Here is a 15,190-nt window from a genome sequence, read left to right as displayed (position 1 = left end):
GCCGATCCTTACAATCGGATGCTACAGCGGCTCCGGCCCATGCCGCGTCAGCACATGGGTGCACAGCTGCGCCTCGGGCGTATCGTCACCGGTGAGCGCGGCGACCGTCACCCAGCCGTCGGTGCGCAGCTTCGCCGCGGCGGCGGCATCGGTCCCGAACGGCAGGAACAATCGCCGCCGCTCGACCGAGCGACCCTGCGATTCGAGGATCGAATCGGCGACGATCGTGAAGCCCACCGCCGGCTCCTCGCGGCCGCCGTCGTGGACGATGGTGTAGCTGCCACCGCGCCCGATCTCGCCGCGCGCGCCGCCGCCGAAGATCGAGAAGCCGACCCAGCTCTGGTACTCGAACCCGTGGCGTTCAGTGGGATCGAGCGTGAGGCCGATACCCTCCGGCAGCGCCTCGGCAATCGCGACCAAGCCGTCGAGCCGGCTGGCGAGCTTGTCATGAGCGCGCAGCTTCTCGACCGCGGCGGCGAAGGGTCCCGCGGCTTCTATCAGCGGCAGATAGGCGCGGTCGATCGCGGCGACGCGGCCCGCGTCCTTGGCGTCGAGCGCCTCGCTCAGCGCAGTCCGCGTCTCCGGCGCAAGATCGCCGGCGAGCGTCGCGAGGATGTCGGGCAGGGTGAAGTCGATCGACAGTCCCTTCACCCCGACCGCGGCGAGTGCGTCGACCGCGACGCGTACCACCTCCGTCGCGGCGGCGACGCTGTCGAGGCCGATCAGCTCGACGCCGATCTGCCGCATCGCCCGCGCCGGGCGCAGCTCGGACGCGCGCAGCTTGAGCACCGGCCCCGCGTAGCTGAGGCGGATCGGCCGCGGGTGATGCGCCATCCGCGTCGCCGCGATCCGGCCGATCTGCGCGGTGATGTCGGGCCGGATCGCCAGCGTGCGCTGCGACAGCGGATCGACGAAGCGCACCGCGTCGCGCACGGCGCCCGCCTTCAACCGGCGGGTGAGCTCGTCGGCATATTCGACCAGCGGCGGCTCGACCTGCTCATAGCCGTTGAGCCGCGCGGCATCGAGCACGCCTCGCTCCAGCCGCGCCGCGACATCCGCGAACGGCGGCAGGCGATCGTCGAAGCCCTCGGGAAGCAAGCCGGTCATCAATGGATGAAGCCCCTCATCGGGCCGAGCGTGCCGAAGCCCGGTCCTCACTTGCCCCGGCTAGAAGAAGGACGGCCCTTCGACAAGCTCAGGGCGAACGAGGAGGTGGAAACACCTCCCACCCCCCCCCGCTCAGGATCAGAACGCCAGCGCCATCGCGGTCTTCACGCCCGGCAGCGCGCGGACCTTGGCGATGAGGTCCGGCGTCACTGCCTCGTCGACCGACAGCAGCAGCACCGCCTCGCCGCCCGCCTCGCGGCGGCCGAGGTGGAAGGTGCCGATGTTGACGCCTTCCTGCCCGAGCAGCGAACCCAGGCGGCCGATGAAGCCCGGCGCATCCTCGTTCACCACATAGAGCATGTGGCCGGCGAGATCGGCCTCGACCTTGATGCCGAACAGCTCGACCAGACGCGGCGCCTGGTTGCCGAACAAGGTGCCCGCGACCGAACGCTCGCCGGCGTCGGTCTTCACCGAGACGCGCAGCAGCGTGTGGTAATCGCCTTCCTTCTCGGTCCGTACCTCGCGTACCTCGAGCCCGCGCTCCTTCGCGAGATAGGGGGCGTTGACCATGTTGACCGTCGCGGTCTGCGTGCGCAGGTATCCGGCGAGCACCGCGCTCACGATCGGCTTCGGGTTGAGCTCGGCCGCCGCGCCCTCGGTGTGGATCGAGATGCGCGGGATCGCGCCGTGGCTGAGCTGGCCGACCAGGCTGCCGAGCTCCTCGGCCAGCGCCATGTAGGGCTTCAGGCGCGGCGCTTCCTCCGCCGACAGGCTCGGCATGTTGAGCGCATTGGTGACGCCGCCGGTGGTGAGGTATTCGGCCATCTGCTCGGCGACCTGGATCGCGACGTTGACCTGCGCCTCGCTGGTCGACGCGCCGAGGTGCGGGGTCGAGATGAAGTTCGGCGTGCCGAACAGCGGCGACTCCTTGGCCGGCTCGGTCACGAACACGTCGAGCGCGGCGCCGGCGACATGGCCCGCATCGAGCGCCTCCTTGAGCGCCGCCTCGTCGACCAGCCCGCCGCGCGCGCAGTTGATGATGCGCACGCCCTTCTTGGTCTTGGCGAGGTTCTCGCGGCTCAGGATGTTGCGTGTCTGGTCGGTGAGCGGCGTGTGCAGCGTGATGAAGTCGGCGCGGGCGAGCAGCTCGTCGAGTTCGACCTTCTCGACCCCGATCTCGATCGCACGCTCGGGGCTGAGGAAGGGATCATAGGCGATCACCTTCATCTTGAGGCCGATCGCGCGGTCGGCGACGATCGAGCCGATGTTGCCGGCGCCGATCAGCCCCAGCACCTTCGACGTCAGCTCGACGCCCATGAAGCGGTTCTTCTCCCACTTGCCGGCCTGGGTCGAGGCATCGGCTTCTGGCAGCTGGCGGGCGAGCGCGAACATCAGGGCGATGGCATGCTCGGCGGTGGTGATCGAGTTGCCGAACGGGGTGTTCATCACCACCACGCCCTTGGCCGAGGCGTGCGGGATGTCGACGTTGTCGACGCCGATGCCGGCGCGGCCGACGACCTTGAGGTTGGTCGCGGCGTCGAGGATCTCCTTGGTCACCTTGGTCGCGCTGCGGATGGCGAGGCCGTCGTACTGGCCGATGATCGCCTTAAGCTCATCCGGCGTCTTGCCGGTGATCTCGTCGACCTCGATCCCGCGCGCGCGGAAGATCTCGGCGGCAGTGGGGTCCATTTTGTCGCTGATGAGGACTTTGGGCATGTGCGTGCCTTTCAAGAGCATGTGCTCCCGCGAAAGCGGGAGCCTAGAGTTGCGAGGGGAACCGCTTGCGGCCCTGTGCACCCGCCTGCGCGGGTGCCCAGGGGCAGGTCAGCCCGCCTTGGCCGTCGCGTAGGCCCAGTCGAGCCACGGGCCGAGCGCTTCGATATCGGCGGTGTCGACCGTGGCGCCGCACCAGATGCGCAGCCCCGCCGGGGCATCACGATAGCCGGCGATGTCGAACGCCGCGCCGTCCGCTTCCAGTAGCGAGGCCATCTTCTTGATGAACGCCTCGTCGGCGCCCTCGACGGTCAGGCATACGCTGGTCTTCGACCGGATGCCGCGGTCGACCGCGAGATGGCCGAGCCAATCACGCTCCGCGACGATCTTGTCGAGCGCGGCGGCATTGGCGTCGGAGCGCGCGATCAATCCCTTCAGCCCGCCGACCGATTTCGCCCACTCGAGCGCGAAGATCGCATCCTCGACCGCAAGCATCGACGGGGTGTTGATCGTCTCGCCCTTGAAGACGCCCTCGGCGAGCGCACCCTTGGAGACGAGCCGGAACACCTTGGGCAGCGGCCAAGCCGGCGTATATTCGGTGAGCCGCTCGACCGCGCGGGGGCCGAGGATCAGCACGCCGTGGCCGCCCTCGCCGCCCAGCACCTTCTGCCAGGAGAAGGTGGCGACGTCGATCTTGTCCCACGGCAGGTCGTAGGCGAACACCGCGCTGGTCGCGTCGGCGAAGCTCAGCCCTTCGCGGTCGGCGGGGATCCACTCGCCGTCGGGCACGCGCACGCCGCTGGTGGTGCCGTTCCAGGTGAACAGTACGTCGTCCGACCAGTCGACCTTGTCGAGATCGGGGAGCTGGCCATAGTCGGCGCGGATCACGGTCGGCTCGAGCTTGAGCTGCTTGACCGCATCGGTCACCCAGCCCTCGCCGAAGCTCTCCCAGGCCAGCGCGGTGACGCCGCGGGCGCCGAGCATCGTCCACATCGCCATCTCGAACGCGCCGGTGTCGGAGCCGGGCACGATGCCGATGCGGTGCGTGTCGGGCAGCTGGAGCAGCTCGCGCATCAGGTCGATGGCGTACTGGAGCCGGGCCTTGCCGAGCTTCGAGCGGTGCGAGCGGCCGAGCACGTCGACGGCGAGCTTCTCGGGCGACCAGCCGGGAGGCTTGGCGCAGGGACCGGAGGAGAAGTGGGGGCGCGCCGGCTTGGTGGCGGGCTTGGCGGGCGCAGCTGTGGCGCCGGGTACGAGCGTATCAGTCATGTAGACTCTCCTTGCAGAGAGCACGCGCGGCGTTGGGACCGCGTGGCCCGCCGGCGGCCCTAACGATGCGGCGGCTGCTGTCAAGCGCGGGCGTGCGTTCTGCCGCATTTGGCGATCCCCTTCGTCACCGCGGCCTTGTGCCCGAGTCTGCCATGCCGCAAAGTCCCGTCCATGCGAGTGTATGGGCGGGGTGGACGGCGGCGCGTCGCCGGCGTGGCGGGGCTGGCGCTGACGCTCATGCTCACCTCCTGCGGCGGCGAGCGGCCCGCGCCGCGACCGCGCAACAGCGCGCCGATCACGCTCAGCTCGGAACCGTCGCGCGAGACGCGGCAATGCTTCGCCGATCTCTCCGGCGCGAACGTCCGCTATTCGCCGCTGCCCGACCGCGACTTCGGCGGCGGCTGTATCCTGACCGGCACCGTCCAGCTCATCGACTTCGGCGTGCCCACCACCAACCTCAAGGCGATGACCTGCCCGCTCTCGCGCACCTTCGTCGCCTGGGCGCGCTACGGCGTGGTGCCGGCCGGACGCGAGATCCTCGGCAGCCCGGTGGTGAGGATCGAGACCTTCGGCACCTATTCGTGCCGCGGCATCATCGGCGGCGGCGGGGCCACCGCCGGCAAGCTCTCCGAACATGCGCATGCCAATGCCGTCGATGTCTCCGCCTTCGTGCTCGCCGACGGGCGCCGGATCGCGATCGAGCAGGACTGGCGTAATCCCGATCCGGCGGTGCGCGACTTCCTCCAGATCGTCCGTGCCTCCGCCTGCAAGCGGTTCAGGACGGTGCTGAGCCCCGACTACAACGCCGCGCACTACAACCACCTGCATTTCGACATGGGCGGCCGGCCGTTCTGCCGATAGCCAAGACCCGCGCATTCCTCTAAGGCCCGCAAAAATGACCGACACGAAAGTCCCCGCGCGCGTCTTCCCGCGCGCCGAGCAGGATGCCGAGACCGCCAGGAAGGGCATCAGCACCCCCCAGACCGAGCATCCGGCCTACCGCCTCGCCTTCCAGGACATGGATTTCCTGCTGCGCGAGGATCTGCGTCCCGTCCGTTTCCAGCTCGAGCTCTTGAAGCCGCAGCTGCTGCTCGATGAGGCGAACATCGCCTCCACCTTCGTCTTTTACGGATCGGCGCGCATCCCGGCGCCCGACAAGGCCGAGGCGCTGGTCGCCGCCGCGCCCGAGGGCGAGGCCAAGCGTATCGCCGAAAGCCTTGCCGCCAAATCGCGTTACTACGAGGTCGCGCGCGAACTCGCCCGGCTCGCCAGCGGCTTCCCGGTCGACGAGGCCGGCAAGCGCCATTTCGTGGTGTGCTCGGGCGGCGGCCCGTCGATCATGGAGGCGGCGAATCGCGGCGCGGCCGACGTCGGCGCCGAGACGATCGGGCTCAACATCGTGCTGCCGCACGAGCAGGCGCCGAACCAGTATGTCACGCCGCGCCTCAGCCTGCAGTTCCATTATTTCGCGCTGAGGAAGATGCACTTCCTGCTCCACGCGCGTGCGCTCGCCGCCTTTCCGGGCGGGTTCGGCACGTTCGACGAGCTGTTCGAGCTGCTGACGCTGATCCAGACCGGCAAGATCGCGCCGATCCCGGTGCTGCTCTATGGGCGCGAGTTCTGGGAGCGGGTGGTGAACTTCCCGGCGCTCTGCGAGGAAGGCGTGATCTCTCCGCGCGACCTTAGCCTGTTCACCTATGTCGAGACGGCGGAGGAGGGGTGGGACGTGGTCCGCGCCTTCTACCGCGATCGCGGCGGGATGATGGTGCCGTAACCTATATCGTCATGCCGGACTTGTTCCGGCATCCACTTCTCCACGAGGACAGGCGGTGAGGTTCCGGCTGGAACCTCGAAACCAGTGCCTGGCTGCTTAGTGGACCCCGGCACAAGGCCGGGGTGACGAAGTGGTCCAAAGACCTTAGTGCTTCTCGGCTTCGACCGCTGCCGCCTTGTCGACGGTCGGCGCGCCCGGAGCAGGCGCCGCGGCGTTGGCCACATTGGCGGTCTCACCCGCCTCGCCGGCCTTGGTCGCGGCATCGGCCGCCGCCGGCGCAGCCCCCTCGGCCGGAGCGGCGGGGAGCGGCAGGTTCGAGCCCTGCTGGTTCAGATAAGCGATCACGTTGGCGCGATCGTCGGCATTGCCGAGGCCGGCGAAGGTCATCTTGGTGCCGTCGGCGAACTTGCGCGGGCTCTTGAGCCACGCGTCCATCTTGTCGAAGTCCCAGGTGCCGCCGACCTTCTTCAGCGCGTCGGAGAAGGCGAAGCCGCCCTTGCCCTGTGCGATCCCTTCGCCGAGCGTGGCGTAGAGATTCGGCCCGACGCCGTTCGCGCCGCCCTGGTTGATCGTGTGGCAGGCCGCGCACTTCTTGAACACCTCGGCGCCCTTCGCCGGATCGGCGGTCGCCAGGCGGGCGGCGATCGGCTTGTCGGCCGCGGCGGCCCCGCCGCTCTCCTCGACGCCCTCGATGGGATAGCCCATCTTCTCGGGCTTCTCGCCGTGGAATGCCATGCCGCTCACGATCGAGAGCCCCAGCGCGGAAACGCATGCAGCCAGCACCCAGCCCGCGATCGTGTTGGTCCGATTGTCCATTTGCCCGCCGATGGAAGAACTAGAAAGGTCGTGCTCCTTTAAGGCGCACATTTCGTCGCGGCAAGCCGCGCTTGCGATGATGAAATGCGACGGCTACGCGCCCGGCATCATGGAGAATTTCGCCGCCCCCGCCCGTCCGATCGTCGCCCGCATGGCCGAAGCCGCCGCCGCGGACCCCGAGCGCGCGGTCGCCTTCCAGGGCGCGCCGGGCGCCAACAGCCATGTCGCGGCGATGGAGGCGGTGCCGGACGGGCTGCCGCTCCCCTGCTTTGATTTCTCCGACGCGATCGAGGCGGTGCAGAAGGGCACGGCCGGCTGTGCGATCATCCCGATCGAGAACTCGCTCCACGGCCGCGTCGCCGACATCCACTTCCTGCTGCCCGAATCGGGGCTGGTGATCGTCGGCGAGCATTTCCTGTCGATCCGCCACGCGCTGCTCGCCAAGGGCCCGCGCGAGGGGATCCGGGAGGCGATGAGCCACCCCCAGGCGCTCGGCCAGTGCCGTCACTGGCTGCGCGCGCACGGCATCGCGCCGGTCGCCTATCCGGACACCGCCGGCGCCGCGGCGATGGTGGCGGAGAAGGGCGATCCGACGATCGCCGCGCTCGCGCCGCCGGCCTCGGGCGCGCTTTACGGCCTCGACGTGCTCGAGGAGGACGTGTCGGACGCCGAGCACAACGTCACTCGCTTCGTGACGCTGGCGCGGGGCTCACGGCCGCTGGAGGGCGACGAGCCGTTCATGACCACCTTCATCTTCGAGGTGAAGAACGTGCCCGCCGCGCTCTACAAGGCGCTCGGCGGCTTCGCGACCAACGGCGTCAACATGACCAAGCTCGAAAGCTACCAGCGCGGCGCGAGCTTCGCTGCGACCGAATTCTACGCCGACATCGTCGGCCGCCCAGGCGAGCCGGCGGTCGACCGCGCGCTGGAGGAGCTGGGCTTCCACTCCAAGTGGCTGCGCCTGCTCGGCACATACCGCCAGGCGCGGCCGCGGCCCTAATCGCCGAGCCAGGCGGTCAGCAGCGTGTGCGCGATCGCGTAGCGGGGCGGGCAGAGGAAGGGGGCGCTTTCCTCGCCTGCCAACGCTGCGCGGACGTCTTTGCGCGAGACCCACATCGCGTCTTCCAGCTCGTTCGGGTCGATCGTGATCGCCGGGTCGTCGGCGAAGGCGATGCAGGCGATCATCAGCGAGCCCGGGAACGGCCAAGGCTGGCTCGCGACATAGCGGACGTCGCGCACGCGCACGCCGGCCTCCTCGTGTATCTCGCGGGCCACCGCCTCCTCTATCGTCTCGCCAGGCTCCACAAAGCCGGCCAGGGCCGAATAGCGCCGCGCGGGCCAGCTCGGCCCGCGGCCGACCAGCGCACGGCCTTGGTGTTCGGCGATCATGATGACGACCGGATCGACGCGCGGATAATGTTCCGCGCCGCAGTCAGGGCAGACCCGCGCCCAGCCGCCGCGGATCAGGCCGGTCCCTGCGCCGCAGACCGAGCAGCGCCGGTGCCGCGCGTGCCAGGAGACGAGATGGCGCGCGGCGGCGAACACCGCCGCTTCCTCGTCGGGCATGAGCGCCAGCATCCCGAACAGCGCCGGCGAACGGTCCACCGCCGGCGGATCGCTGAGCCGCGTCTCGGCGAAATGAGGGCGGCCGCCCGCGTCGAGGCCCAGGAACAGCAGCTCCCCATCATCCGCGCGCTCGGCGAGGTTCGACCAGGCGAGCTTGCCGTCATCGCCGATCATCGGATCGAAGCTGCCGTCGAGCTTGAGCAGCCGCGCGCGCCAGTCGCCCGCCGCCGCGGCGAGGGCATCGGCATTCATGCGGACATGGTCGGCGCGGTCGAGCCAGCCGCCGGTGAAGCCGGGACGCACGCTCACGGACGATCGGCGTAAAGCGCCTTCACGACGTCGGCACGGAGCGGCCATTTGTCGGAGGGGAAATAGTTGACCATCACCGTGCCGCGGACCTTGCGCACCGGGTCGACCCAGGCGACCGTCCCGGCGGCGCCGCCCCACCCGTAGGTGCCCTTGCTCGCCCCGCCGGGCACGTCGCGCAGGTAGACCGAGCCGCCGGCGCCATAGCCCTGCTCGGGACTGGCGTCGCCGCCGGTGTTGCCACCGACGCCGCCGAAGGTGACGCCCGGCGGCAGCAGGTTGGACATGGCGAGCCGCACCGTCTCCGGCTTCATCACGCGCACGCCGTCGACCTCGCCCTCGTTCAGCAGCATCTGCAGGAAACGGTCATAGTCCCGCGCCGACATGACGAGGCCGGCGCCGCCATAGGGAAAGCTCGGCTTCTGGAGATAGACCGAGGTCGCCGCCGGATCGATCGGCACGCGGTTGTCGCCGACCCAGACATAGTTGCTGGCGAGGCGGCCGACGTCCGCGGCGGGCACCTGCCAGAAGGTCGACGTCATCTTCAGCGGACCGAGAATCCGCTTCTGCACGAAGGCGTCGAACGTCATGCCGCTCGCCTTCTCGATCACCGCCCCCATCACGTCGAGGGCGATCGAATAGCTCCATTCGGTGCCGGGATCGGCGATCAGCGGCAGGCCGGCGACGCGGTTGGCGAATTCCTGCAAGGTCGCCGGGCGCACCTTGCGCAGGCCGTTCTCGGTGCTGACGTTGACCGCCGCCGGGACGATGCCGAGCCGGTTGTATTCATCGAGCAGCGGCCCCTTGGTGACGATGGTGTAGCCGAGCCCCGCCGTATGGGTCAGCAAGTGCCGGATCGTGATCGGCCGCGCCGCCGGCCGCGCGGCGAGGCTGTTGGCGGGGTCGGTCAGCACCTTCATGTCCTTGAAGGCGGGGATGAAGTCGCTGATCGGCTGGTCGAGCGACATCCGGCCGTCCTCGATCAGCATCATCGCCGCCATCGCGGTGATCGGCTTGGTCATCGAATAGACCCGCCACAGGCTGTCGGGACCGGCCGGTTCCGACCCCGGCTCGGCGGCGATGGTGCCGGCGACGAGGAAGGTCGGCGGCGCGCTGCCCTCGCCGATCGCGACGACGATGCCGTTGGTCTTGCCCTCCGCCACATAGCGGTCGACCAGAGTCTTGAGGGCAGGGTAGCGGCCGATCGACGCCTGAACCGCCGGAGCCGGCGCCGGCGCCGGCTGCGCCTGCCGGGCCCATGCGGATGCCGTCACGCTGCCCGCCAGCAGGATCGCCGCCGCCAATCTCATCCCCATCGCTCTCTCCCGAACAGTTGCGCCGCGCGGGCGAACAGCGTCGGCAAACCCGCCGCGCCAAGATCGGTGATCGGCCACCATTCGCCCTCCGCGTGCACTTCCTGCGCCGCGATCGAGGCGGCCGCAAGCCGGCATTCGAGCCGAAAATGGGTGAAGACGTGGGTGACCTCGTCCTCGAGCAGCCGCCAGTCCGTCGCAGCGGGGGCGCCGGCGAGGCCCGGCGGCGCTTCCGCCCAGGCGCCGGTCGGCAGCGCGCGCATCCCGCCGAGCAATCCCTTCGGCGGACGGCGCACGAGCAGGACGCGGCCGTCCCGCTCCAGCCAGAAGATCGTGCCGTGACGGGTCGGCCGCGCCTTCCTGGCCGCCCTGGCCGGAAACGCCTCGGGCGTGCCGCTCGCGAATCCCCGGCATTCGGTGCGCAGCGGGCAGAGCAGGCAGCGCGGGCCGCGCGGCGTGCAGACGGTCGCGCCGAGGTCCATCATCGCCTGGGCGAAGTCGCCGGCGCGCAGGTCCGGCGTGATGCGCTCGGCATGCGCCGGCACGTCGGCCTTGTCCGCCAGCGCGAACAGCCGCGCGACCACGCGCGCGACATTGGCGTCGATCGCCACCGCCCGCCGGCCGAAGGCGATCGCCGCGACCGCGGCGGCGGTATAGTCGCCGATGCCGGGAAGCTGCCTGAGCTCGGCCTCGGTCGTCGGGAAGCCGCCCCGCGCCGCCACCGCGCGGGCGCAGGCGACGAGGTTGCGCGCCCGGGCATAATAGCCGAGCCCCGCCCACGCTCCCATCACCTCCTCCTCCGACGCCGCGGCGAGGCTCGCGACGTCCGGCCAGCGCGCGACCCACGCCTCGAATCGCGGCGTCACCGCGGCGACGGTGGTCTGCTGCAGCATCACCTCCGACAGCCACACGCGATAGGGATCGGCGGCGTTGCTCCGCGGCGGCGCGCGCCACGGCAGCACGCGGGCGTTGGCGTCGTACCAGGCAAGCAGCTGGTCGGAGATGGAAGGCTTTGCGGACACCCGCGCCCTATGGCATGGGTGAGCGCGATGCCGAAGCCCGACGCCCCCGAACCGCAGCGTGCGAATCGCGTCCGCAAGGTGAGCGAGCTGCTCCCCGACGTGGGCCGCGCCGCCTTCCGCCGCTTCGGCTTCGTGCAATCCTCGGTGATCAGCCGCTGGGCCGAGATCGTCGGCGAGAAATACGCCCGCGTCTCCGCGCCCGATTCGATCCGCTTTCCGATGGGCGAGCGCGTTAACGGCACGCTGACGCTCACCGTCTCGGGCCCGCACGCGACGATGATGCAGCACATCGGCCCGGAGATCATCGAGCGGGTCAACCGCTTCTTCGGCTATGCCGCGGTCGGCCGCATCGTCATCCGCCAGGGCGAGATCAAGCGGCTGCAGCGCGTCGCCCCGCCCGCCGTCCGGCCGGTTCCGATCGAGCTCGGCGACAGCCTGCGCACCATCGCCGACCCCGAGCTCAAGGCCGTCCTTGAAGGGCTCGCCGCCGGCGTCGGCGCCGGCCCCATTCCCAAGATCGGCAAGATCAACTGATGCGCATCCTCCTCGCGCTCCTGTTCGGCGCGCTCCTCACCGCCGCGGCGCCCCCCCAGGCGCGCGACTGGCGCACCAATGTCGGCGTCGCGCCGGCGACGGGCGGCTTCACCGTCGGCAATCCCGCGGCCAAGGTGGCGCTGACCGAGTATCTGAGCTTCACCTGCCCCCATTGCGCGCATTTCGCCGCCGAATCGAAGGCGGTGCTGCACGACCGCATGGTGCGCGACGGCACTGTCCGGGTCGAGACGCGCAGCGCCGCGCGCGATCCCTTCGACCTCGCCGCCTGGGTGGTGGCGCGCTGCGGCGGGCCGCGCCGCTTCGCCGGCCTCAGCAGCGCGATCTTCGCCGCGCAGGACGACTGGATGAAGAAGGGCGAGGCCTATGTCCAAGCCAATCTCGCCGCGGTGAAGGCGATGCCGCAGGCGGCGCAGCTCCGGGCGGTCGCCGACAACAGCGGCCTCAGCGCGATCGGTGCGCGGCACGGGGTGACGCCGGCCGCGCTCGGCGCCTGCCTCAAGGGCGACGCCACGTTGAGCCCGATCCTCAAGATGACCGACGCCGCCTTCGCCAAGATCAACGGCACGCCCGGCTTCGAGATCAACGGCACGCTCGCCGCCAATACCTTCGACTGGGCGACGCTGGAGCCCAAGCTCCGCGCCGCCGGCGCCCGATAGATCCCAGGAGAGAACCAAGGAATGCGCAACCTCCTCGCCCTCACCGCGCTGATCGCCCTCGCCGGATGCGGCGGCGGCGGATCGACCGGCGCCAACAGCACCGCCGAGGCGCCGCCGGTCGCCGGCGCGGCGCCGCCCGCCGGCAAGCAATGGACCGACGTGGTCGAGAAGACCGAGCAGGGTTATCGCCTGGGCAATCCAAATGCGCCGCTCAAGCTGGTCGAATACGGCTCGCGCACCTGCCCGACCTGCGGCATCTTCGGGCGCGAGGGGATGCAGCCGCTCGAGCAGAAGTACGTCTCGACCGGCAAGGTCAGCTACGAGTTCCGCGAGTTCCTGGTCCATGGCGCCCCCGACCTCGCCGCCAGCCTGCTCGGCACCTGCGTCGGCACCGAGCCGTTCTTCGTCATCCTCGAGCAGATGTACCAGAACCAGCTGAGCTACCTGGAGCCGCTCGAGGCGGCGAGCAAGGATCAGGCGTTCACCGCCAGCCTCCAGGGCAAACCGCCGGGCCAGGTTTCGACCGCCTGGGCGGAGCGGCTCAAGCTGATCGACTTCTTCAAGCAGCGCGGCGTGCCCGAGGCGAAGGCACGTGCGTGCCTCACCGACCAGAAGGCGATCGACGCGCTGGCGAAGGTCACCAACGATGCCGGCGCGAGCGGGCTGGTGACCGGTACGCCGACCTTCATCCTCAACGACAAGCCGGTCGAGGGGGTGGTGTCCTGGTCGCAGCTCGAGCCGGCGCTGCGCAACGCCGGGGCGCGGTAGCTGGAAGGGGGGCGATGATTCGCCCCTCTCCACCGTCACCCCGGACTTGTTCCGGGGTCCACCGTGCCGCTCGTGCTGAGCTAGAGGCTTTATCGGCTGAAGAAGTCGATGGGTGGACCCCGGAACAAGTCCGGGGTGACGATGAGAGATCGTTTCGCCCAACAAATCGCTTCCCTAATAGGATTTGCTTTGCTTGACTTGGACTGGAGGCTGCCGCCGCACAGCCCCGGGGGACAAGTGGAGCAAAGTGAACGAATGAAGCGCGACTCCCTTCCCCTTGGCGCCGGTCGCGCGGCCCGTCCGAACCTCGGCCGGTCCTAGCGCCATGCGGATCAAGCGGCTCAGACTGACCGGCTTCAAGAGCTTCGTCGACCCGGCGGACCTCCGGATCGAGCCCGGGCTGACCGGCGTGGTCGGTCCCAACGGCTGCGGCAAGTCCAACCTGCTCGAGGCGCTGCGCTGGGTGATGGGCGAGACCAGCGCCAAGTCGATGCGCGGCGCCGGCATGGAGGACGTGATCTTCGCCGGCACCGCGAGCCGGCCGCCGCGCGACTTCGCCGAAGTGTCGATCCTCGCCGACGAGGTGGCAGGTGAGGGGGGCGAAGGCGACGGCGAGCTGGAGGTGGTGCGGCGGATCGAGCGCGGCGCCGGCTCCGCCTATCGCATCAACGGCCGCGACGTGCGCGCCAAGGACGTCGCGCTCGCCTTCGCCGACGCCGCGACCGGCGCGCATTCGCCGGCGCTGGTGAGCCAGGGCCGGATCGGCGCGATCATCCAGGCCAAGCCCGCCGAGCGCCGCGCGATGCTGGAGGAGGCGGCGGGCATCGCCGGCCTGCACGTCCGCCGCAAGGACGCCGAGCAGAAGCTGCGCGCGACCGAGACCAACCTCGCCCGGCTCGACGAGGTGATCTCCGACCAGGAGGCGCGCGCCGCCGCGCTGAAGCGCCAGGCGCGGCAGGCGGAGCGCTACCGCACCCTCTCCGCCACCATCCGCGTCGCCGAGGCGCGGATGATCTTCGCGCGCTGGCGCGATGCCGCTGCCGCCGCCGATGCCGCCAAGGCCGAGGCCGCCGCCGCCGAGGCGCTGGTCGCCGAGCGCGGCGAGGCCTCGCGCATGGCCGAGGCGGCGCAGGCCAAGGCGACCGAGCTGCTGGTGGTGGCGCGCTCCGCGGCGCTCGCCGCGCGCGACCAGGCGAGCGAGGCGGGGCACAAGCTCGCCGGGCTGCGCGCCGAACGCGACAGCGCCGAGCGGCGGCTGGTCGAGCTGCAGGACGCGGCGAGACGCCTGGTCGACGACCGCGCGCGCGAGGGGGCGCTGGCGCATGACGCCGCCGAGGCGCTCGAGCGGCTGGGGGAGGAAAGCAAGGCGCTCGAGGCGCGCATCGCGGAAGGCACGGACCGCCTGCCGGCGCTGGAGGCCGCGCTCGCCGAAGCCGAGCGCGGCGCGCGCGATGCCGAGGTGGCGCTGGCGCAGGCATTGGCCGAGCAGGCGGCCGAGGCGGCGGACGCCAGGGTCGCCGACGCCGCGCTCGCCGCCGCGCGCCAGCGGCGCGACCGTTCGCAGCGCGACAAGGCCGCGCTGGCGGCGGAGGCGGCACGGCTCGCCGATCCCGAGCCGCTCAAGGCCGAGCGCAAGCGCGCCGCCGAGGAGCGCGCGAAGTGCCAGCGCCATGCCGAGCAGGCGCGCACCGCGCTCGCCCGCGCCGACGCCGAGGAGCGCGGTGCGATCGCCGGGCGCGATCATGCGCAGAATGCCCGCGCCGAGGCGCATGCCGAGCTCGCCGCGCTCGACAGCGAGGCGGCGGCGCTGGCCAAGGCGACGCGGACGACAGGCGGGGACAAGCTGCTCGACCAGCTCCGCCCCGATCCGGGCTATGAGCGCGCGCTGGCGGCGGCGCTGGGCGACGATCTCGAGGCCGGGCTCGATGCCAAGGCCGATCGCTACTGGGCGGGCGCCGAGCCGCTGCCCGACGATCCGGTGGCGGCGAGCCCGCTCGCCGATCACGTCAAGGCGCCGGCCGCGCTGACGCGGCGGCTGCGGCAGATCCTGGTGGTGGACAGCGACGACGGCCGGCCGCTCGCCGTCGGCCAGCGGCTGGTGACGCTGGCCGGGGTGCTGCGGCGCTGGGACGGCTATGTCGCGCGCCAGGGCGGCGCGGCGGCGGCCGAGCGGCTGCAGCGGCTCAACCGCCTGCGCGCGATCGAGGCGGCGCGGCCGGCGGCGGTGCGCGCGGTCGAGACGGCCGACGCCGAGCTCGCCCGGATCGACGCCACCATCGCCGAGGCGCGCCGCGCCGCCGCCGATGCCCGGCGGCTGCTCGATTC

Annotated in this window: 14 protein-coding genes; 7 read left to right on the top strand and 7 right to left on the bottom strand. The window is 70.9% G+C overall.

Going from position 1 to position 15,190, the window contains the following annotated elements; all coding sequences use genetic code 11:
• Positions 1–21: 21 nt before the first annotated feature.
• The 3 genes from AC2YHA_RS11955 to AC2YHA_RS11945 form a co-directional block, all read right to left on the bottom strand.
• Complete coding sequence (locus tag AC2YHA_RS11955; protein WP_487401754.1) at positions 22–1,107, bottom strand: ATP phosphoribosyltransferase regulatory subunit; 1,086 nt, start codon at positions 1,105–1,107, stop codon at positions 22–24.
• A 138-nt stretch (positions 1,108–1,245) separates the two neighbouring features.
• Positions 1,246–2,823 (bottom strand): phosphoglycerate dehydrogenase, encoded by a 1,578-nt coding sequence (gene serA, locus AC2YHA_RS11950; protein WP_487401753.1) that lies wholly within the window; start codon positions 2,821–2,823, stop codon positions 1,246–1,248.
• Between the two features lie 108 nt (positions 2,824–2,931).
• Positions 2,932–4,089: a phosphoserine transaminase gene (locus AC2YHA_RS11945; protein WP_487401752.1), complete on the bottom strand. Its 1,158-nt coding sequence runs from the start codon at positions 4,087–4,089 to the stop codon at positions 2,932–2,934.
• Positions 4,090–4,260: 171 nt separating this feature from the next.
• Between AC2YHA_RS11945 and AC2YHA_RS11940 the strand changes: the two genes are divergently transcribed.
• The gene (locus tag AC2YHA_RS11940) at positions 4,261–4,950 is read left to right on the top strand and encodes an extensin family protein (protein ID WP_233784697.1); all 690 of its coding nucleotides are present in this window, start codon (positions 4,261–4,263) and stop codon (positions 4,948–4,950) included.
• 34 nt (positions 4,951–4,984) lie between these two features.
• Positions 4,985–5,863 (top strand): LOG family protein, encoded by an 879-nt coding sequence (locus AC2YHA_RS11935; protein ID WP_487401751.1) that lies wholly within the window; start codon positions 4,985–4,987, stop codon positions 5,861–5,863.
• Positions 5,864–6,007: 144 nt separating this feature from the next.
• Here the strand turns inward: AC2YHA_RS11935 and AC2YHA_RS11930 are convergent, their stop codons facing one another.
• A complete protein-coding gene (locus AC2YHA_RS11930) occupies positions 6,008–6,679 on the bottom strand; it encodes a c-type cytochrome (protein ID WP_487401750.1) in 672 nt (223 codons plus the stop codon).
• A 109-nt stretch (positions 6,680–6,788) separates the two neighbouring features.
• Between AC2YHA_RS11930 and AC2YHA_RS11925 the strand changes: the two genes are divergently transcribed.
• A complete protein-coding gene (locus tag AC2YHA_RS11925) occupies positions 6,789–7,679 on the top strand; it encodes a prephenate dehydratase (protein WP_487402301.1) in 891 nt (296 codons plus the stop codon).
• On the opposite strand, the gene nudC is transcribed toward AC2YHA_RS11925, so the two are convergent.
• Genes nudC through AC2YHA_RS11910 form a run of 3 tightly spaced genes read right to left on the bottom strand, consistent with a single transcriptional unit; the run spans position 7,676 to position 10,856 of the window.
• Positions 7,676–8,554, bottom strand: coding sequence for an NAD(+) diphosphatase (gene nudC / locus AC2YHA_RS11920; protein WP_487401749.1), 879 nt, complete (start codon positions 8,552–8,554; stop codon positions 7,676–7,678). The genes AC2YHA_RS11925 and nudC overlap by 4 nt on opposite strands.
• Positions 8,551–9,867, bottom strand: coding sequence for a serine hydrolase domain-containing protein (locus AC2YHA_RS11915; RefSeq protein WP_487401748.1), 1,317 nt, complete (start codon positions 9,865–9,867; stop codon positions 8,551–8,553). The genes nudC and AC2YHA_RS11915 overlap by 4 nt, the downstream gene beginning before the upstream one ends.
• The gene (locus AC2YHA_RS11910) at positions 9,858–10,856 is read right to left on the bottom strand and encodes an A/G-specific adenine glycosylase (protein WP_487402300.1); all 999 of its coding nucleotides are present in this window, start codon (positions 10,854–10,856) and stop codon (positions 9,858–9,860) included. Before AC2YHA_RS11910 ends, AC2YHA_RS11915 begins: the two co-directional genes overlap by 10 nt.
• Before the next feature lie 57 nt (positions 10,857–10,913).
• Between AC2YHA_RS11910 and AC2YHA_RS11905 the strand changes: the two genes are divergently transcribed.
• The 4 genes from AC2YHA_RS11905 to AC2YHA_RS11890 all read left to right on the top strand — a co-directional run.
• A complete protein-coding gene (locus AC2YHA_RS11905; protein ID WP_487401747.1) occupies positions 10,914–11,420 on the top strand; it encodes a DUF721 domain-containing protein in 507 nt (168 codons plus the stop codon).
• Positions 11,420–12,097, top strand: coding sequence for a DsbA family protein (locus AC2YHA_RS11900; RefSeq protein WP_487401746.1), 678 nt, complete (start codon positions 11,420–11,422; stop codon positions 12,095–12,097). The genes AC2YHA_RS11905 and AC2YHA_RS11900 overlap by 1 nt, the downstream gene beginning before the upstream one ends.
• 21 nt (positions 12,098–12,118) lie before the next feature.
• Entirely contained in the window at positions 12,119–12,865 is a 747-nt protein-coding gene (locus tag AC2YHA_RS11895; RefSeq protein ID WP_487401745.1) for a DsbA family protein, read from the top strand.
• A 325-nt stretch (positions 12,866–13,190) separates the two neighbouring features.
• On the top strand, positions 13,191–15,190 hold a 2,000-nt coding region (locus AC2YHA_RS11890; protein ID WP_487401744.1), incomplete at its 3' end, for an AAA family ATPase.

Source organism: Sphingomonas sp. SRI_018 (assembly GCF_057586275.1).
This window is presented reverse-complemented; position numbering and strand designations above follow the sequence as displayed.

Coding starts and splice junctions, on each gene's coding strand:
- AC2YHA_RS11955 (WP_487401754.1), bottom strand. CDS start 1,107: ATGACCGGCTTGCTTCCCGAGGGCTTCGACGATCGCCTGCCGCCGTTC.
- serA (WP_487401753.1), bottom strand. CDS start 2,823: ATGCCCAAAGTCCTCATCAGCGACAAAATGGACCCCACTGCCGCCGAG.
- AC2YHA_RS11945 (WP_487401752.1), bottom strand. CDS start 4,089: ATGACTGATACGCTCGTACCCGGCGCCACAGCTGCGCCCGCCAAGCCC.
- AC2YHA_RS11940 (WP_233784697.1), top strand. CDS start 4,261: ATGCGAGTGTATGGGCGGGGTGGACGGCGGCGCGTCGCCGGCGTGGCG.
- AC2YHA_RS11935 (WP_487401751.1), top strand. CDS start 4,985: ATGACCGACACGAAAGTCCCCGCGCGCGTCTTCCCGCGCGCCGAGCAG.
- AC2YHA_RS11930 (WP_487401750.1), bottom strand. CDS start 6,679: ATGGACAATCGGACCAACACGATCGCGGGCTGGGTGCTGGCTGCATGC.
- AC2YHA_RS11925 (WP_487402301.1), top strand. CDS start 6,789: ATGGAGAATTTCGCCGCCCCCGCCCGTCCGATCGTCGCCCGCATGGCC.
- AC2YHA_RS11915 (WP_487401748.1), bottom strand. CDS start 9,867: ATGGGGATGAGATTGGCGGCGGCGATCCTGCTGGCGGGCAGCGTGACG.
- AC2YHA_RS11905 (WP_487401747.1), top strand. CDS start 10,914: ATGCCGAAGCCCGACGCCCCCGAACCGCAGCGTGCGAATCGCGTCCGC.
- AC2YHA_RS11900 (WP_487401746.1), top strand. CDS start 11,420: ATGCGCATCCTCCTCGCGCTCCTGTTCGGCGCGCTCCTCACCGCCGCG.
- AC2YHA_RS11895 (WP_487401745.1), top strand. CDS start 12,119: ATGCGCAACCTCCTCGCCCTCACCGCGCTGATCGCCCTCGCCGGATGC.